General features: G+C 39.1%; 14 protein-coding genes (1 of these 14 cut by a window edge). 12 read left to right on the top strand and 2 right to left on the bottom strand.

Translation table 11 applies throughout. The features are described 5' to 3' along the window. Positions 1-22, bottom strand: the 5' end (the start) of a protein-coding gene (locus tag LEP1GSC190_RS12710) for a transposase (protein WP_237578382.1). The gene continues 1,115 nt to the left of window position 1, outside the view; only the first 22 of its 1,137 coding nucleotides appear in the window; the start codon lies at positions 20-22; its stop codon lies off the left edge, out of view. Positions 23-905: 883 nt separating this feature from the next. Between LEP1GSC190_RS12710 and lsa26 the strand changes: the two genes are divergently transcribed. Continuing rightward, a complete protein-coding gene (gene lsa26, locus LEP1GSC190_RS12700) occupies positions 906-1,649 on the top strand; it encodes a surface adhesion protein Lsa26 (protein WP_002744999.1) in 744 nt (247 codons plus the stop codon). Between the two features lie 112 nt (positions 1,650-1,761). On the opposite strand, the gene LEP1GSC190_RS12695 is transcribed toward lsa26, so the two are convergent. Beyond that, complete coding sequence (locus LEP1GSC190_RS12695; protein WP_002745075.1) at positions 1,762-3,570, bottom strand: M23 family metallopeptidase; 1,809 nt, start codon at positions 3,568-3,570, stop codon at positions 1,762-1,764. A 48-nt stretch (positions 3,571-3,618) separates the two neighbouring features. Between LEP1GSC190_RS12695 and lptE the strand changes: the two genes are divergently transcribed. From lptE to LEP1GSC190_RS12640, 11 genes are all read left to right on the top strand, one after another. Next, positions 3,619-4,179, top strand: a complete 561-nt coding sequence (gene lptE / locus LEP1GSC190_RS12690) for an LPS assembly lipoprotein LptE (protein ID WP_002745089.1) — start codon at positions 3,619-3,621, stop codon at positions 4,177-4,179. A 31-nt stretch (positions 4,180-4,210) separates the two neighbouring features. Continuing rightward, positions 4,211-4,693, top strand: coding sequence for a Fur family transcriptional regulator (locus LEP1GSC190_RS12685; RefSeq protein ID WP_002745056.1), 483 nt, complete (start codon positions 4,211-4,213; stop codon positions 4,691-4,693). Continuing rightward, a complete protein-coding gene (gene tgt, locus LEP1GSC190_RS12680; protein WP_002744994.1) occupies positions 4,690-5,814 on the top strand; it encodes a tRNA guanosine(34) transglycosylase Tgt in 1,125 nt (374 codons plus the stop codon). The genes LEP1GSC190_RS12685 and tgt overlap by 4 nt, the downstream gene beginning before the upstream one ends. Positions 5,815-5,883: 69 nt before the next feature. Beyond that, a complete protein-coding gene (locus LEP1GSC190_RS12675; protein ID WP_002745051.1) occupies positions 5,884-6,219 on the top strand; it encodes an STAS domain-containing protein in 336 nt (111 codons plus the stop codon). 47 nt (positions 6,220-6,266) lie between these two features. Continuing rightward, the gene (locus LEP1GSC190_RS12670; protein ID WP_002764332.1) at positions 6,267-7,922 is read left to right on the top strand and encodes a lipoprotein LipL71; all 1,656 of its coding nucleotides are present in this window, start codon (positions 6,267-6,269) and stop codon (positions 7,920-7,922) included. A gap of 1,300 nt (positions 7,923-9,222) precedes the next feature. Continuing rightward, positions 9,223-10,098, top strand: a complete 876-nt coding sequence (gene nadC, locus LEP1GSC190_RS12665) for a carboxylating nicotinate-nucleotide diphosphorylase (RefSeq protein WP_002745033.1) — start codon at positions 9,223-9,225, stop codon at positions 10,096-10,098. A gap of 5 nt (positions 10,099-10,103) precedes the next feature. Beyond that, a complete protein-coding gene (locus LEP1GSC190_RS12660; RefSeq protein WP_002745025.1) occupies positions 10,104-12,128 on the top strand; it encodes a RelA/SpoT family protein in 2,025 nt (674 codons plus the stop codon). Continuing rightward, positions 12,097-13,944, top strand: coding sequence for an extracellular solute-binding protein (locus LEP1GSC190_RS12655; protein ID WP_420844257.1), 1,848 nt, complete (start codon positions 12,097-12,099; stop codon positions 13,942-13,944). The genes LEP1GSC190_RS12660 and LEP1GSC190_RS12655 overlap by 32 nt, the downstream gene beginning before the upstream one ends. 10 nt (positions 13,945-13,954) lie before the next feature. Continuing rightward, a complete protein-coding gene (locus tag LEP1GSC190_RS12650; RefSeq protein ID WP_002745011.1) occupies positions 13,955-15,022 on the top strand; it encodes a hypothetical protein in 1,068 nt (355 codons plus the stop codon). Between the two features lie 1,066 nt (positions 15,023-16,088). After that, complete coding sequence (gene purB, locus LEP1GSC190_RS12645; protein ID WP_002745072.1) at positions 16,089-17,390, top strand: adenylosuccinate lyase; 1,302 nt, start codon at positions 16,089-16,091, stop codon at positions 17,388-17,390. Next, the gene (locus tag LEP1GSC190_RS12640) at positions 17,391-18,170 is read left to right on the top strand and encodes a Rossmann-fold NAD(P)-binding domain-containing protein (protein WP_002745055.1); all 780 of its coding nucleotides are present in this window, start codon (positions 17,391-17,393) and stop codon (positions 18,168-18,170) included. It abuts the gene before it with no gap. Positions 18,171-18,425: the final 255 nt, after the last annotated feature.

The following is an 18,425-nucleotide window of genomic DNA, read 5'->3' as shown; positions in this document are numbered from 1 at the left end:
GGTTCTTACGTTTCTCTTTCAGTTGTGCTGATGTTAGAGGCTGAGGGTGAGTGGGAGATTTTACTAGTGTTGAGTATGTGGGTAAATTTTTTGCGGTACTCAAATTCAGATCTGAAGCAATCTACTTTACAGATTTGATCTACGACGCGCCTCATGGGAAGCGTTGTAACTGATTTCTTTTAAGGTTTTTAAGAAGGGCTCTTACTCATAACTATGAAATAACATACCTAATATTTTGCATGGAATCAGTGTTTTGCGATAAAATTAACGTTACTCAATTTTATAGAGATCAGTAGTAGATTTCTTGCTTAATGAATCGGGACATAAGGAAAGAAATTTTGGTCGGTTGTCTTTTCACTGTAGAAATGAAACGGATTTTGCCTAGAATCCAAATATACAGAAAAACCGGTTCAAGATGAGCTTTAGAATCTTTATACCAATTGAGTAATGAAGCGAAAGACAGGAACTTAAATAACGAGTAAGACTGTTTGTTATTCTGAAAAAAATAGTAGAGGGATTGTTTAAAAGTAATAGCGGCTTTTTTGAAGATTCAGATTTTTATTGCGAAGAGGTTCGAAAAAACTCAGTGGGCCTTTAGTTTTTAAAATTCAAATGACGTTTTCCAAAAATCACATTGTAAGTTATGATGGATTCTTCAACGTTGTGGTTCTAAACAAGTTGCAGCCATCAATCGTTAAATACTATAACTTGCATTGTAGGAAGGTAGGAGATTCTGACAAATCCTCTTTTCCAGGAATCGACCGAACATCTAAGTGCTGTTTGAGATGGTACCAGTTTTTAGGAAAGGGTTTAATTTTTTGAATCGGTTAAATATTTCTTGAAAATGAAATGTTATCCTTACATTGTTTGAATCTTAAAAACTTAAGAAAATTTTGGAGTGTATAATGTTCAGGAATTTAAAAAAAAATAGCGCTTTGTTTTTCTCTATCGGATCTTTGTTTTTTTCTTTTTCTTCGGTTTTCGCTTTAGGAACTTATTCGGAAGGCTGGGCGGTTGTGAGACTTATTCAGTTTGAAAGTCGAGGAATAATTTTCGATTCCCATGAAGGTCTTTTAGAATTTACCACTTATGATAAATCTGAAAAGTGTGAAGCGTCAAAAGATGAATGTTTTACTCCTTTGAAAGAAAAGATCGAATTTTCCGTTCGCCCTGAAAATGGAGAAGTCGTAAATTTTTTAAATAATAATGTAAACCAAGAGATTTTAGTTCAGTATAGAATTCATAAAATTGAGCCAATTGCTCTTTCTACGGATTTTGAAGTAATCGGAGCACAAAAACAAATTGCTACAATTCCAAAAGAGGCGCCGGATAAAATTATTGTGGATAAATCAGGATCAAAAAGAAATTTTTCTGTTTCTGGAAGAATTCTTAAATTAGAATATCAAGGAACTGTAATTGGAACTTATGAAGGTCTCTATCTGGATGAAGTTCGTGGCAAGGTCCATCCTTTTTCTGTAACCAACGAGGAGGTTGCCGCGTTTGTTTGGAATACGATGAAGTTTGGAACTAAATACTATATTGGCGTTTCTGTAGCTTTTGCGACCGGTTGGAGAAAGTCGGATTATGATATTTTTGAAATTAATTATAATACTTCTGCTGGCGGAGTTTATATGGATTCAAAAAAGTAACTGAATTTCTTAGGTGGAAATCTTTTCTTTTTAAAGAGGTCGATAATAAACCGACTTCTTTAAAAAGAATCATTCGATAGACGAGGGGTTGCCGAAGAATAATACGAAAAATTTATCCTTGATCGTTCTCCGATATTTTTTCCAAATCAATAAGGTCGGTTAACCAATCAGAAAGATTACCGGCTCTATCTTTAATTCTTGCTTGAAGTAAAAGTCTTTTTTTGAATTTTCCAAAAGAACTCGGAATTTTGACAAGGATCACTTTACGATCGGGTTCAAATTCATACGGAAATATTTGTCCGTCTAAAAAAATTTCGGCTCCGCCCGCGTAACCTGAGCCGATATCGGATACGGAATACATTCTTTCTATTACTGAAGATGGCCGAACCTCCGGCGCAAATCTATGACGGGAAATTAAAAACGGATGATTGATTCTGGGCTTGGAACGATCCTCTAGAACGGCAATGATCCCGATCTTATTCAAGACTGCACTTGTTCCTCCATTTTCAGAAGTCGTTTTTAAAATTATCCAGCGTTTGGTACCTTCTTCGAGTAAATAGAGGTTTTCCCCTCTACCCAGTTTTTTTCCTTTCCATAGAAATTTTGCATCTCCCGACCAACTAATTCCGGTCGATTCGATTTCAATAAGTTCGCTTTTTAAAATCAAACCTTCGGGTAGCAGGTTTTCGCGGGGAGTTGCGACCTCTTCAAAGAGAATATTCCCTTTTCCGAATGTATTACCTTTCGGAGTTTTAAGTAGGAATTTATTATCTTGAGAGGAATATTCCGTTGGGGTTGTTTTCGTTACATGTCCTTTGAAACCGGAATTGAAAATTTTGAACTTTAAGGAAGAGCGATTTTCTTCTTTGTCTTCGGCTATAATTTCCAAAAGGATTTCTTGGTTTTCCGAAAATTCTCTCAAGTCGATGCTGGGTTTTAAAGAAGGAAAAAGATTATAAACATAAACAGGGGGATTGAGGGACGAACGATTTGAATCGTAAATTGACTGATGGTCTCTTGCTTCCGCATAACTCATCTTTTCGAACTTTCTTTCGTAGAGAATTTTTCCATCAAACATGAATTTTGCAGAGTAAAGGTTGTTCTTGTTGTGAGAGTTCATTCTATCGAATGCACCGAGTTTGATTCTCACTTCCCCGCCAAGTTTCAAAGGTTCGGGATCATTCAATTCATAAATTCCATCTTCTTTTTTTTTAAGAGGAATTCTAAATTTTTGACCGTCTGAAGAATCGATGTATAGAACTAGTAATTCAGGCGGAGTTTTGTCTCGATCGTTCATCTTAAGATATGCAAGCGGGTTGAATGTGTTTCCGTTTCCATGAAGTTCAAAGTGTAAATGGGGAACTCCTGTACCTGATTCTCCGATTCTTGCAATTGACTGTCCTTGTTTTATGGAGAATTGGTGATCTAGAAACTTTACGGAAAAAATTCCATCGTTTAGAAGATGAAGCGCCTGTCTTAAATTTTCTAGTTCTTTCTTAGCGCCTTCTAAATTGAACAGGTGTGCAAATTTAGCCCGTAATCCGGAAGAAGAACGAAGCATTAAGTTGAGTCCGTACCCTGTAGGAGATTCGGAGACGGATTCCACGATCCCGTCAAAAGGAGCGATTGCCGGAAAGCCATTGAGATGAAAGGTTTTAAAATCGGCTCCCATGTGGAGGTGATGTATTCTATATTCTGCAAAAGAACCGGAAACCGGAGTTTGAATTTCCATTGGAAATCGAAGTTTTCCTTGTAACTCAGGAAAAAGAAGTGATTCTGGTCGATCTTCCGCTTTCAAACCTTTCACTAGTAAGATGAAAGCAAAAGAAAGAACAACATAAGTCGAAAAAGCAAAAAATCTTTTCATCTTCCGAAAAAACTGAGCCAAAAATCGGAATTTGTAAAGTCGAAAAGGAGCCATAAAAAAACTCCTTGCGCGGAGGTTCGACCGCAAAAGACCTTTCTAACTATGTTTATTGTCCGACTGGCGGTCCTGATTGTAGTCGTATTACAATTTTTTGATTGCACTTATTTCATGAGAGAACCCGGAAATCCTCCGAAAATCGACGGAGTTCCGATTCCGGACGATCAGCGAAGACTTTACGTCCAAAATTTCAGAAACAATTCGTACGGAATGGGAATCCAAACTTTACTTACGGAACTTGTTCGAGCTGAGATAGATACCAGAGGAAGATTCCTTCAAACTAGAGAAAAATCAATCGCAAGTTATCGACTTTACGGAGAGGTGGTTCACTATCAGCTTGTCGGAAATCTACTCGATCAAGGAGGGCAATCTATTTCTAGAGAGATGCTCGTAATTGTTCGACTTGAACTTCAAAAGGTGGGAGGGCAAAAAATACTATTGGAAAGAGAAGAGATTCCGGTAAGAATCATATACTCTGATCAAGTTGGGTTTAGAGAGAGCGAAATTCAGGCTCAGGCCAGACTTTTGAAAATTATGGCGATTCGAATTGCGGAAGAGGTGGAACGAGCTTGGTATTTTTCTATTGCCGGAAAGATCGATCCCTGATAATCTTGACCCGTTCCTTGGATAATCTTATATGAATCGAGAAAAACAGGAAGCCATTCTAAATAAAGCGGAACCCGCGGTCCGTATGGAAATGCAGACTTTTTCAGAATATCTGCAGAAAGAAGGTCTAAAGATTACCAACCAGAGAATGCTGGTCGCTGAAAGAATTTTTTCCCTTCACAATCATTTTACAGCGGAAGGGCTTTTAGAGGAATTCAAGGATCAAAGAGATCAAATTTCCAAAGCTACAATTTATAGGATTCTTTCCATTATGGTTTCTGCGGGCTTATTGCAAGAGCATAATTTCGGAAAGGATTATAAATATTACGAACATATCATAGGACACAAACATCACGACCATATCATCTGTACGGTCTGCGGAAAAATCGTGGAATTTATGGATGAAAGAATCGAACAACTTCAAGAACAAGCCGCAAGAGACAACGGTTTTAAAATCACGGGTCATAGTCTTAACATCTATGGAACTTGCAACGAACATTCTGCCGGTAGATGATTTTTCAAACCACTTCCGAAGATCTTCAAACTAGAGCCAGAACCGGAATTCTAAATCTCAATGGAGTGAAGCTGGAAACTCCGGTGTTTATGCCCGTGGGAACAAGAGGGGTCGTAAAAACCCTTTCTACCGACGATTTGGAAGAACTTGAGTATTCTTTAATATTAGGAAATACGTATCATCTTTATCTCAGGCCCGGGACTTCTGTGTTGGAAAGTTTTGGAGGGCTAAAGAAATTTTCGACCTGGAAACGAGCGCTCCTTACCGATAGCGGAGGTTATCAGGTCTTCAGTCTAAACTCTCTATTTAAGTACGAACAAGACGGGGTTCGTTTTCAATCTCACATCGATGGAAGCAGGCATTATTTTACTCCTAATTCGGTTATAGACATACAGAGGAGTATCGGTTCCGATATCATGATGGTCTTGGACGACTGCGCCCCTTTCGATTCCAGTCCGGAAAGACTGAGACAATCTTTGGACCGAACGCATCGGTGGGCAGAAATGTCGGTGGAATACTGGGAGAAGAATAAGAATTCCTCCCATCTTTTCGGAATCTTTCAAGGTGGAATCGATCTTGGTCTTCGATTGGAGAGTTTGCAAAAGGTCGCCTCTCTTCCATTCGATGGAATTGCAATCGGAGGGCTTTCGGTCGGAGAACCGCGTAAGGATTTCATTCGAATTTTGGAAGGAGTTTCTACTGATACGGATCGAAGTCGCCCTCTTTATTTGATGGGAGTAGGAACCGTTCCGGATATTTTGGATGGAGTGAAGAATGGAGTCGATATGTTCGATTGCGTGCTTCCGACTCGAAATGCAAGAAACGGTCAAGTCTTTACATCGTTAGGAAAAATCAATCTTAGAAATGAAAAATGGAAGAGTTCCGATTTGCCTATGGATCCGCATTGCGGTTGTAAGGTGTGCAAAAGATACAGCATAGGATATATCAGACACTTACATCACGTGGGAGAGATCACAGCATTCTCGCTTTCGACATATCATAATTTGTACTTTATGAAAAATTTTCTTTCAGAGATTCAAAGGTCTATTCAAGCGGGGGAATTTTTAAAGATCTATGCCAAGTGGAAAAATTTGTACGAAAAGCCCGAATTTTCCGGTTGACTATTTAAAGAATCGACTTTCCCTTAGTAAGCTGGCTGGAAAGAAATAGAAAGGAGTTGCTGATCATTTATGGAAATAACCAGAAGAGAAAGCGGGAACATTGTCATTCTGGACATAAACGGAGAAATCGATCTCTACAATGCCCCAGAAATTAAAGATGTTATCGCTAAACTCATCGAGGAACAAAAATATTATACAATCATCAACCTGGAAAAAGTTTCTTACATTGACTCTTCTGGTATTGGCGCTCTAATTTCCAGTCTTTCCAACCTGAAAAAATATCAGGGCGGACTTAAAATTATCAATGTCTCCGGATCCGTAAGAAAAGTGTTTGAGCTAACTAAGCTGACTTCTTTTTTTGAGATTTTTGATAATGAGGCGGAGGCAGTGTCTGCCTTTAAATGAGATCGGATCATAATTTAATCCTACCTTTTCTGAAACCTGGTGCTGCAATGAAATCAACTCAAAGAAAAATACTTTCTTCTTTTATAATCTTACTTGCAGGATTTTTTATTTCCTGTGGAGCCGAACTCCCGATTCAGGAGTTAAGTGATGCGAAAAATTCCATCACAAGAGCGAAGTCTGCAGGCGCTGAAAAATACGCCCCGGCAGAGTTAGAAGAAGCTCGTAAAAACTTACTGACTGCACATCAAAAGGCTTCGGAAGAAAATCTTGCAGAGACAAAAAAATCCGCGTTGTATGCGAGAGCAAAAGCTTTAGATGCTTCTGAGAAGTCTTTTCCGTTTTCCGTAGATGATGTTCGTAAAGAATCTAATGTTGCGATCGAATCGGCTGAAGAGGCTTACGCTTCTCAGCTCGCTTCAGAACCTTATAATACTTCCGTACAGCTTCGTAAAGAAGGCGATGCACTTCGTGAAACGGCGGATCGCACTTTGGAATCTTATCCTAAAGAATCTGGAGATGATGGAAAACTTAGAATGAGGCTTGCGGCATTCGATCAATACGAAGCTTCTCGCCAAAAATATACGGATTCTAAAAAAGCTGCAGACGAATCAAAAGTATTAGCGCTTTCTCAAAAACAACAATTAATCGATTCCCTTGCGGATATCGAAAAGAATTTAAACGATGCGGATAAATATGCAGAAGGAAAAGATCCGGAAGTTTCTGAAACAAGGAATCGTTTGGAATCCGCCAAGGCCAAGATCGAAGAAGGGAAGATTAGGGATGGATATGCGGAGATCGATGATATCCGTAAAAAATCCGGAGAACTTGTTGCAAAGAATATTAAGGTTTATGCTGAAAAGCAGAAGGAACTTGCAAAACAGAGTGTAGCATCGGCCACTACAAAATTGGCTTCTTTTGATAGAAATAAAATCAATGCATCTAGAGATTTTCAGGTTTCTTACCAAAGAGCAGAGGAAAACCTAAAAGCCGCGGAAGAGTCCAGAGTATCTGCAGAAGATTTATATACTTCTGAAAAATACGAAGATTCAATTTCTCGTTCCGAAGAAGCGATCCGTCTTTCTAGAATTGTAGTAGATCAAGTTATTGAACTGGCTGAAAGAATAGAAAGAAAAGCGGCTAGTGATAATGTTGCAGGCCGTGATACAAAAACTGGAACTGATGGTCAAAAGGATCCTAAAAATCAATCCACAACAACGGATGGTAAAAATTCCTCTACAAAAATGGGGAAAGACGGTTTGCCAGAAGGTTGGAAACGTTATGTGGTTCGTAAAAAAGTTCCAGCGGATTGTCTTTGGAGAATTGCAAAAGATAAAAGACATTATGGAACTGCGAAACTGTGGAGAAGGATTTATGAGGCAAATCGTAACAAGATCAGAAATCCGAACTTGATTTATCCGAAACAAGTGCTGTTGATTCCACCTAAAAAAGGTCCTACTCAACTTAACAAGGTTCAAGATTCGCGTAAAAAGAAACCTGCTACAGAAGACGTAGAAGCGATTGAAGCCGACCAGAAACCTGCATCTCCTGCGGAAGAGTCTGAATCCGGGGACATGGATAATAAGAAAAAGGCTGAAACAATGACTCCTCCAGCGACTGAAGAAGAAGAGTCTGCGGAAAATGATGAAATCACTCCTGAAGAAGAGAATGGAGGAGAGGAAGAAAATCCGGAAAATCTTCAATAGAAACAAGTTAGAAGATTCTTGAAAAAAAGGCTCGGTTATATAATACCGGGCCTTTTTTATTTGTGACCGGAGTTGTATATCGAAACTTTTGAAATTCAGGAGAGATATAAGGATTATGGGAGCGGCTTTTCTTCAGTACTAACCGAATGATAAAGTCGTTTATGTAGTCACAAAAATATTCGTATTTACCTGTGCAGGTTTACATTTGAAAAATTGTTTTGAAACGGACTCTTTTAAAAGGACCTTTTTCTACTTTTAGAAAGAAGATTTGTCTCTTTTATAAGAGAAACTGAAATTCTTTCATAAAATATTTTAGATGATTTAAGATTGGTATCTGATTAAAAACTTGTTCCAAAATCTTAGAATGTGATAACTCTTATAGGAATTTAACAACGAAATACTATTCGAAGCGACATATAAACTACCAAAGTAAATAATCCGTGGGAACTTCTGCGCCTTATTACAAACGATTGTAACTGATTTATTTTAAGATTGGGGAGCAAGCAAACTTTAAATATTTAAGAATTTGTCCCAAAACTTCGGTAGAAATATCATTGTGGATTTTTCACAAAACGAAAAAGTTCCCACAAATTGGATGATTTATGGACTTTCTTACAGACTGTATCGTTGTTGAACTCTCCTAGTGTGTTCCTACATTTGAAATTTTGGGATAGGCTCAAGTGAAACTAAATGGTTTTTTGAGATAATTCCTAGAAGCTATCTCAAAAATACTTTATCTTTGCTTAAAACGCCGATTCGAATCATTCTAAGATATTTTTGAGAGAGGCTCTAATCAGTTTTTGTCTCAAAATTCATATTTTATACTGTAAAGGTCCAAAGTCAACGCGGTTTGTTGAGATGTTAAAAGCATGGGATTTTTGAATCGATGTTTTCCGTGGATGCCAGAAGAGCATTACTCCAACCATGAGAAAAAGTTTTGGAATTGATGTAGTTTTAAAGATCGCATTCGTTCAACATGATGACGTTATGTGTAAGGATTTTTTTTCGAAACAATTCGGTGATATTGCTTACCGAACTTAGGAAAATAATCAGTTAAAGAACGTAGGATTCATCTTTTTAAGATCAAAACGTTCTTGATGGAATTGCTCGTTTCATGGACAAAAGTTTTAGATTCTATTATAATTGGGTAAAGATAAAAAGTGGAAAGTAATCGGAATCGGTATGTCTGCACTTCGGTAGTATCCTTGCGAGAATGTATTACGATCGCTTATTTTGAGATTCTAACCGGAAATTCACTTGATTGTGATTTTCCGGTTGTAAAACTCTCTTTTGGATTCAAATGAAACGCGCCTATACTCATCCGGTTTCGTCCGTAAGCTATCAAGACTATGAAACCTTGGTAAAACTTGCTTGGGAAGAGGATTGTCCGGAAGAAGATATCACTTCCGTTTCTCTCTTTACTCCTGACCAGAAAGCTACGGCAAGTTTAAATGCGAGAGAGTCCGGAATCCTTTGTGGAACCGGAGTATTAGAAGTTTTGAATGTTTTTTCGGAAAATCGAATTCGGTCGGAACTTTTAAAACAAGATGCAGAGAGTTTCCAAAAAGGTGATACCCTTTTGAGAATTCAGGGCAATCTCATTCAAATTCTCAGGATAGAACGGATTTTATTAAACTTTCTTCAATATCTTTCCGGAATCTCTACTCAAACTGGAGAAGTCGTCCAAAAATACGGACAAAAAGATCTGATGATTCTTGATACGCGTAAAACTCTTCCGGGATATCGCAAACTTGCAAAATATGCGGTTTATTGTGGGGGCGGGAGCAATCATAGACTTAATCTTTCCGAGATGGCAATGGTTAAAGATAATCATCTTGCGATGTATTCTTCCCCTCGTGAACCTGTGGAGAAAATCAAAGCTCGTTTTCCGGGTAAAATTGTGGAAGTGGAAGTCGATTCCCTCTTACAACTCGAAGAAGCGATAGGTTCGGGGGCCGAAGTGATCTTACTCGATAATTTTTCTCTGGAAGATACGAAGACCGCGTATTCCATTCTCAAACAAAAGGCGCCTAACGTTCAAATCGAATTCTCCGGAGGAATCACTCCCGAAAAATTAGAAGCGCTCTCGGAATTTTCGGGAGCTGGTGTTAGTATGGGTTATCTGACGCATACGACTCGTTTTCTAGACCTTGGTTTGGATATAGAGCAACACTAACAACTATGGGATTTGTAAAAACTCCTGTAACTAAAGATATGCTCCTGGAAGGAATTCGTGAAACGCTCGGAGAGAGCGCCTATGAATCCGTTCAAAAGGCGTATGACGTCTCTGAACGAGCGCATCAGGGACAGTTTCGTCTTTCGGGTGAACCTTATATCATCCACCCTCTTCAAGTGGGATTTATTCTTTACGAACTCGGTCTGGACGAAAAAGTCATTTGCGCCGGTCTTCTTCATGACGTCATTGAGGACACCCAGTATTCTCGAGACGATATGATCCGAGATTTTGGAGAAGACATCACCGATCTAGTGGAAGGTGTCACTAAAATCTCTAAGATCAAAAGTCAATCCAAGGAGACCGAGGCAGCGGAGAATATCCGAAAGATTATCGTAGCGACAATCAAAGATATTCGAGTTATTCTCATCAAACTTGCGGATAAAACTCATAATATGAGGACTCTTTCGTTCCAACTTCCGGAAAAACAAAGAAGAATCGCTCAAGAAACCCTTTCTCTATACGCTCCGATCGCTGGGCGATTGGGAATTTATAAAATCAAATCCGAATTGGAAGATCTTGCGTTTCAGGTTTTAAATCCTGAAGAGTATCAAGAGGTAAAGAAGAACATCAATTCCAAAAAATCGGAAAGGGAAGGATTTATTGAAACTTTGAAGATTATCCTTCTTCAAAGACTTTCCGAGATTCAGATCGAAGCGGACGTGGACGGAAGAGCGAAGCACTTCTATTCCATTTATCGCAAGATGAAACTTAAAGAAAAAACCTTCAACGAAATTTTCGATCTTAGAGCGATCCGTATCATCACGAATGAAGTAAAAGATTGTTATGGAGTATTAGGAATCGTGCATACTCTTTGGAATCCCGTCCCGGGTCGTTTTAAGGATTATATCGCTACTCCAAAAACGAACATGTACCAATCCCTTCATACGACAGTGATCGGACCCGACGGTAAACCTTTAGAAGTTCAGATTCGTACCCGCGATATGAACGATATCGCCGAATACGGAATCGCCGCGCATTGGATGTATAAAGAGGGAAAACCTTCGGTATCCGAAAAAAACGTAAAGGTAAGATGGTTAGAACTATTAAGTTCTTGGCAGGACTCGGCGTTAGACCCGAAAGAATTTGTAGAAGAACTCAAATACGATCTTCATGAAGACGAAGTGTTTGTATTCACTCCGAAAGGCGAGATCCTGCAGCTTCCTAAGGGTGCTACGATCCTTGATTTCGCGTTTCGGATTCATACCGATGTCGGTTTAAAAGCAAAAGGTGGAAGGATCAACGGGAGGATGCTCCCTCTCCGGACTGAACTTCGTTCCGGGGATCAGATTGAAATTATCACCGACAAAAGAACAAAACCTTCCCCGATTTGGTTGCGTATCGTTAGAACTCCTTCCGCAAGACAAAAGTTGAGGAGTTATTTCCGGAAGTTAAAAGAGGAAAACAAAAAGGATCTTCAGCAAGAAGCCGAGTTCGCCGCAGAGATTACGCTTAACGTGGAAGTCTTGGAAGAGCTTAAAAAGAAACCTTCTTCAAAACCCGCGAAACAAATTGATTTAGGTGCAGGGAAAGTGATTGTCGCGGGTCTTCGAGGAATTCCGGTGAGACTTTCTGGCTGTTGTTCTCCTCTACCGGGGGACGGGATCATTGGATTTGTCACTCGAGGGAGGGGGGTCAGTATCCACAAGAAGGGATGTGCTACCGCCAAGCAGCAGGAACAGGAAGAATCCATGCGCATCATCACGGTCGAATGGGACTACGGTCAAAGCGAATCGATTCCCGTATTGATCGAAGTAAAATCGAAAGACCGGCAAGGTATCTTTATGGAAATCGTAAAATCCATTTCCAATACGCAGACCAATATTAGGGAATCCAAAGCAAGCACCGATCAAAGGGGAAACTTGGTTGCTAACTTTGAGGTGGACGTGGAACATTTGGATCAGCTTAAGGAGATCCTAAGTAATCTCAAACAAATCCCGGATGTATACCAAGCGCATAGAATTAAAAATTAAACGAGGTGATTTCTTGAAAATATATTCTATTTTTTGCATGTTTTTCGTGCTCTCTGTTTTCACTTTTCTCGCATGCGGAGATAAAGAAGAATTCGAAACATCGGCTGTCGTAGAAACCCTTCCTTGGAACGGAAATCCGAATTCGATTCCTGTCGCTCTTAGAGGACAGAATCCGATCGTTTCTCCCCATGCGAAAAAGGGCGGAACGTTTCGGATCTATAGCCATCAATTTCCGAAGTCCTTGAATTACTATTTGGACCAATTTTCTACTACGGCTCATATTTTCAGTTTGATGTTCGAGCCTCTTTTGGACTACCATCCGATCACATTAGAACCGATTCCTCATCTCGCCTCTTCTTGGAAGGTTTCTCCAGATAAAAAGAAGTTCACGTTTACGATTGACGCAAATGCGTTTTGGTCCGACGGGAAACCGGTCACTGCTAATGACGTTTTATTCACTTATGAAACTTTGATGAATAAGAACAACAACACGGCGGTTTTTAGAATTGACCTTTCTCGTTTTGAAAAACCGGTCGTTTTGAACGAAAGAGAGATCGAATTCACTCAAAAAGAAATTCACTGGTCGAACTTTAACACGATTGCAAATTCTCTCTATATTCTTCCGGCTCATTATTACAAAGATAGAAATTTCGATAAAGAGAATTTCGATTTTCCGGTCGTCTCCGGTCCTTATTCCATGCTCTCGGCAAAAAAAGGCCGTTACATCAAGATGAGAAGAAGGGGGGATTATTGGATGCGCGCGTATCCTTTTTACAAAGGACTCGATAACTTCGATACGATTTTGTTCAAGGTTTATAACGAAGAGTCTATCGCGTTTCAAGCATTCAAAAAAGGTGATATAGATATCTATCCGACTTATACGGCTTCCTTCTGGGTTAAGGATGCGATAGGGGAGAAGTTCGACGAGAATTACATTCTCAAACAAAAGATTTACAACTCAAAACCGATCGGATTCCAAGGTTTGGTTTTTAACATGAGAAGGGAGATTTTCTCAGACGTTAATGTTCGTAAGGCATTTGCTCATCTCGTGGATCGAAAGTTACTCGTCGAAAAATTGGCTTATAACGAATACGAAGAAACAAACGCATATTATCAAGATCTTTGGCCTGCAAATTCTTTCCCGAATCCTCCTCTTGAATTCGATGTAAAAAAGGCGAGAGAACTTCTGACAAAAGCAGGTTGGAAAATCAACTCGAAAGGGATTTTGGAAAAAGACGGAAAAGAATTTAGGTTTAGCATATTGGAAAGAGATAAGAAATCCGAAAAGTATCTAACGCTCATTCAAGAAAGAGCGAAAGAAGTAGGGATTATCATCAATTTGGAATCGACGGATCTTGCGGAGTGGAGTTCTAGAATGGACAAGTACGACTTCGATATGACCTGGGCCGCTTGGGGCGGAGGAGTGTTCAAGGATCCGGAAGCGATGTGGTACTCCAAATATGCGGAAGAAAAAGGGCAACCTAATCTTTCCGGATTTAAGAATGTAGCAGTAGATAAACTTATCGATCAACAAAGAACCGAGTTCGATGTTTCGAAACGGAACGAGATCTTGAAAAAAATCGATAAGATCTTAACTGCGGAAGTTCCCTACGTTCTTTTGTGGAATACGAGTTCGACAAGAATCATGTATTGGAATCGGTTTAAAGCTCCTAAAAATCCACTCGGAAAATTCGGAAGCGAAAGGGAGGCTTCTTCTCTTTGGTGGTTTGATGAAGAACAGTCTTCGAAATTGAACGACGCGATTCTAAAAAAAGAAAAACTTTCCCCAGCTCCGGGTAAGGTTTACTTTCAGTAGATTCAAAACTATGAATAAACGGAATCGATTTGGAGAACTCGGCAGCGTAATATTGGATTTTTTGAGTTCTCCTAAGATTCCAAACTTTATCGAGTTTTTGGAAAAAGGACTCGATAAGGAGCTGTTTTACGATCCCGAAAAAACGAAACCGGAAATTCCAATCGAAGACCTTCCTGTCGATTATCGTCTTCGCGAATCGGGATTTGTGCGGAAAACATATGAGAGGCTTTTTCCTGTTTCTCATGTATTTCGCATAACGCATCGATATGAGCGGGAATATTTGGATAACTTCATGCCTCTATCCACGGGGAAATATATAGGAAGAGGTTCTTATAAATTTGTGTATGCGCTTCCTTGGAATCAGGTTGTAAAGGTGGGAAAATCCAAACTACCGTCAGATCCGATCTTCGGTTCCTTATACAAACACGTTCAAAAAAATTTGAACCGTTATCTCAAATTGGAAGAAATCCAATTGATGGAGTTTTTGGAATCTAAAGTTTGGACGAGATCATCGAAAGAAAACATACGTTTTAAGTTTGCTCGTCTCGGTTTGGAAAGATTTCATTATTGGAAATTGAAATCTTTGATTCCGGATCTTGTGTTACCTACGCGTTATTTTATGGGACTGCGAGCTAGAACGACTCCGTTCGGAATTCCGATTTTCACTTTGACTCCTTGCGACAATCAGAATCTTCTGCCCGGAAAACATCTCAAAGAATTCATACGACTGAATGAAAAAATTCGTCAAAATCCATTACAGGACGCGTTCTTTCCAAAATGGAAATTGAATTTTGATACTCATAAGTTCGGAGTCGTTAGTCGATCCAAATTGAAAAAAATCGCTTTGGATTTTCATCGTGTGATCGAAGTGACCAAACATTTGGCTGAAGAGGAGAAACTGATCTTCGATATTCATTCCGAAAACATCATCATCACGTTTCCCGATTTTTCCTTGAAGATATTTGATTATCACGTTTTTGACGAACACCTCTACGAACCAAGTAAGGAGAATCCTTCTCCCGAAATTGATCATATCAATACGATTCGCGAATTCGTTCGTTCCTTTGAACTCGGCTGATGTTACCTAACGAATCGTAGTTAAGAATACTGTGGATTTTGATACAAAATCGTCTTTGATAAATGCAGAATTCTTAATGTTTTATTGTGTATTACTTGGCAGTTATTCGTAATTGATGACTGGTGTGAAAAAAGTTAAGTTCTGAAAATTGATGGAATCACCTAATGATTACACACAATTAAAAATTTCTTATGGGTACTCATTTTTATAGGGATGAGTAACGGATGATTGGTTTCTTTCCAGGGTTTTTGATACGAAAATCCTAATTGATGTAAGAGGAAACTTGATGAAATGTTACTCCGAATTCCTTTCATATTATTTTTGATACGCGAAACGTTGGCAGGAGTTCGTGAACTTATCGGGTCTTTCAAAATGATCCTTTTTAGTTTTTTTGTTCGAACGCTACTCGGAACTATATAATAGAGTATCCAATATTTTGCACTGAAACAGTGGTTTGTAATAAAAATTTACGGTGCTCAATTTATAGAGATCGGTAATGGCCGTTCCATTTTATTCTTTCTTTTTACATTGAACACACAAACACATTACTGATCCTTTGCTAACTTCAAGTTCTTTGCTATTCTATTATATGTATAACCTTTTTCAAGTAAAAGGATTCCTTTTTTCGATGGACTTCTTTGAGTCTTTTTCTATTTATCATTTGATCATATTGTTATGACTTATTTCTATAAAGATTAATAATATTCAAAAAATTTGAATTTATATCGTATGTTTTTTGAAATGCAACAATCGTTCTTAAAGGTTTCGAGAGGATTACGGATTCGAAGTTTATTGGAATAAGCGGAACCCGAAAATCGTACTTACTATGCAATAAAGTGTGTATGACTGCGTCTAAGCCGTGAATTTACGGGTCCATTATATAGGAATCGCTAGAAAGTAAAGCTATCTGTTTGTATGTTTTACCAGATAGAATAGGAGTCTTTAAGAAATGTACAAAAAACAATTGATCTTATCTCAAGTGCTTTTTTTACGAATTCTGTTTTTCTTTTTACAGAATACACTTCCGTAGAAGAGTGGATGGGAATTCAAAAAGGAACCTTTAGAAATGATTGATCGTTATTCCAATCCCGAAATTTCCAAAATTTGGGAATTAGAGAACAAGTTTGAAATTTGGAAGGAAATAGAGATACTCGCCTGTGAGATTCGTATGAAACGGGGGGAAATTCCGCCGGAGGATTTTCAGGAAATCAAAACGATGGCAAAGTTCAATGTGGACGAGATTCTGGAAATCGAAAGTAGGGTTCATCACGATGTGATCGCGTTTTTAACGAACATGAATTCCTACATCGGGCCCGCGGGAAGACACGTTCATTACGGCCTGACTTCCTCCGATATCGGAGATACAGCGCTTTGCGTGCAGATGGTTCAGGCTATGGACTTGATCTTAAAAAAAACGGACGCACTTATCTCCGTAGTCAAAGAAAAGGCGATTCAATATAGAGATCTGCCTTGTATCGGACGTTCCCACGGAATTCATGCGGAACCGATGACCCTTGGGCTCAAATTCGCATTATTTTTTGAAGAATTAAATCGAAATCGTAAAAGAATGTCTGAAGCGAGAGACGATATTGCGGTCGGAAAACTTTCAGGAGCAGTCGGGACTTATTCCAATATCGATCCGGAAATCGAAGCCTATGTCTGCGAGAAGATGGGTTTAAAAATAGATCCGATCTCTACACAAGTCGTGTCTAGGGACCGTCACGCGTTTTATCTTTCCGTTCTCGGGGTTACTGCTTCTTCTTTGGATCGTATGGCCACGGAGATTCGTCTATTGCAAAAGACGGAAGGACGGGAAGTGGAAGAGCCTTTCTCCGCGGGACAAAAGGGTTCGTCCGCGATGCCTCATAAAAGGAACCCGGTGATTTGCGAAAGAATTTCCGGACTTTCCAGAGTAATCCGTGCAAATGTAAACGTGGGTTTACAGGATGTAGCTCTTTGGCATGAAAGAGATATTTCTCATTCTTCGGCGGAAAGGGTCGTACTTCCCGATTCTACCATCGCGCTCGAATACATTTTGGATAAAATGTTATTTGTAGTTAAAAATCTCCATGTATATCCGGATGCGATCAAAAGAACGTTAGGTGTCACACGAGGATTGATTTTTTCTCAAAAAGTTTTGCTGGCTCTGATCGAAAAAGGAAAAATCGTAAGAGAAGAAGCTTATCTGATCGTTCAAGAACACGCGATGGCAGTTTGGGCCAACCAATCCGAAACTCTCAAGACAAGACTGGAAAAAGACGAACGAGTTGGTCGTGTTTTAACCCAAAAAGACCTCGAAGATATTTTTAAAATCGAACCGTATCTTGAAAAAGTGGGATTGATTTACAAACGTTTGGGTCTTGAATAAATGCGGGTCGGAATTTTCGGTTTAGGATATACCGGAATCCGAATTGCGAAGAGATTGAGGTTGCAAGCGGAGATCCAACTCAAAACTTTCTCTGCCAAAACTCGTGTGGAAGGAACCGAAATTTTTGATTTTTCGAATTCTTCTTCTTTGGAAGAATTTGGGAAAAAATTTTCGAGAGAAAATTTCGATTTATGCGTTGTCACATTCCCCGTTCAAAAACTTTCCGATCCGATTTCGTTTATCAATCTTTTGTTTTCCATAGGCAAAAAATTTATTCTTCTAGGAACGACGAGTATTTATAAAAGAGTTCCGGATATTGTCGAATCCACTCCACTTATCGAAGATCACGATCGTTTTGCGGTCGAGAATGAATGGATCGGGAGGGGTGGAAACATCCTTAGACTTTGCGGAATTTACGGGCCTTTTCGAAACCCTGGGGATTGGGCAAGAAAAGGACTCGTGAAAAAGTGTTCAAGACAGCTCAATCTGATTCACGGTGACGATGTGGCTCTTACGATTTCTCTTTTGGTTCGTAAAATTCAAACGGCAGGTTGGGATGCGCTTCCGAACGTTCTCAATTTGTCGGATAATCAATGGCATACTTGGAAAGAAATATTTTCCTTTTTAGAAGAGCATGAAAAAATTTCCAAAACTCAAATTGAAGAATCACCTAAAGAGGATGGTTTTATAGATAGTGAATTGATTCGATCCTTACTTCCCGATTTACAGACTAAAAACTTTTGGATGGAATTGGAAAGTCTGGAAGGAATCGGTAACTGACGAAATTACGAATATTCTCCATTTTTTTCTATAGGTGGATTTGTACCCCTTTTGATTTTTTGCTTCGTACGTGATTGGTCTTGATATCCGCGGCAAAATTACGGTCTGTTTTATTTTCTCAATTCTTTCCTATCTGATTTTGGACGTTTACGTTCGAATTTCTATCCGGAGATGGAGTATGGAAAAAGTCGCACGAGTTCGAAAATAAATTCTAAACGATTTTGAAAAGAGCAAGCTTAGATGAGAATTTAAGTC

The sequence above is a fragment of the Leptospira mayottensis 200901116 genome (genome assembly GCF_000306675.2).
Classification (GTDB): domain Bacteria; phylum Spirochaetota; class Leptospiria; order Leptospirales; family Leptospiraceae; genus Leptospira; species Leptospira mayottensis.
Note: the sequence above shows the minus strand (reverse complement) of the source record. Positions and strands in the feature narration are given on the sequence as shown.

Excerpts from the sequence above, each read along its gene's own strand:
- purB (WP_002745072.1), top strand. The coding sequence starts at position 16,089 with ATGATTGATCGTTATTCCAATCCCGAAATTTCCAAAATTTGGGAATTA.
- LEP1GSC190_RS12685 (WP_002745056.1), top strand. The coding sequence starts at position 4,211 with ATGAATCGAGAAAAACAGGAAGCCATTCTAAATAAAGCGGAACCCGCG.
- LEP1GSC190_RS12650 (WP_002745011.1), top strand. The coding sequence starts at position 13,955 with ATGAATAAACGGAATCGATTTGGAGAACTCGGCAGCGTAATATTGGAT.
- LEP1GSC190_RS12675 (WP_002745051.1), top strand. The coding sequence starts at position 5,884 with ATGGAAATAACCAGAAGAGAAAGCGGGAACATTGTCATTCTGGACATA.
- LEP1GSC190_RS12660 (WP_002745025.1), top strand. The coding sequence starts at position 10,104 with ATGGGATTTGTAAAAACTCCTGTAACTAAAGATATGCTCCTGGAAGGA.
- LEP1GSC190_RS12695 (WP_002745075.1), bottom strand. The coding sequence starts at position 3,570 with ATGGCTCCTTTTCGACTTTACAAATTCCGATTTTTGGCTCAGTTTTTT.
- lsa26 (WP_002744999.1), top strand. The coding sequence starts at position 906 with ATGTTCAGGAATTTAAAAAAAAATAGCGCTTTGTTTTTCTCTATCGGA.
- LEP1GSC190_RS12670 (WP_002764332.1), top strand. The coding sequence starts at position 6,267 with ATGAAATCAACTCAAAGAAAAATACTTTCTTCTTTTATAATCTTACTT.
- LEP1GSC190_RS12640 (WP_002745055.1), top strand. The coding sequence starts at position 17,391 with ATGCGGGTCGGAATTTTCGGTTTAGGATATACCGGAATCCGAATTGCG.
- tgt (WP_002744994.1), top strand. The coding sequence starts at position 4,690 with ATGATTTTTCAAACCACTTCCGAAGATCTTCAAACTAGAGCCAGAACC.
- LEP1GSC190_RS12655 (WP_420844257.1), top strand. The coding sequence starts at position 12,097 with ATGTATACCAAGCGCATAGAATTAAAAATTAAACGAGGTGATTTCTTG.
- lptE (WP_002745089.1), top strand. The coding sequence starts at position 3,619 with ATGTTTATTGTCCGACTGGCGGTCCTGATTGTAGTCGTATTACAATTT.
- nadC (WP_002745033.1), top strand. The coding sequence starts at position 9,223 with ATGAAACGCGCCTATACTCATCCGGTTTCGTCCGTAAGCTATCAAGAC.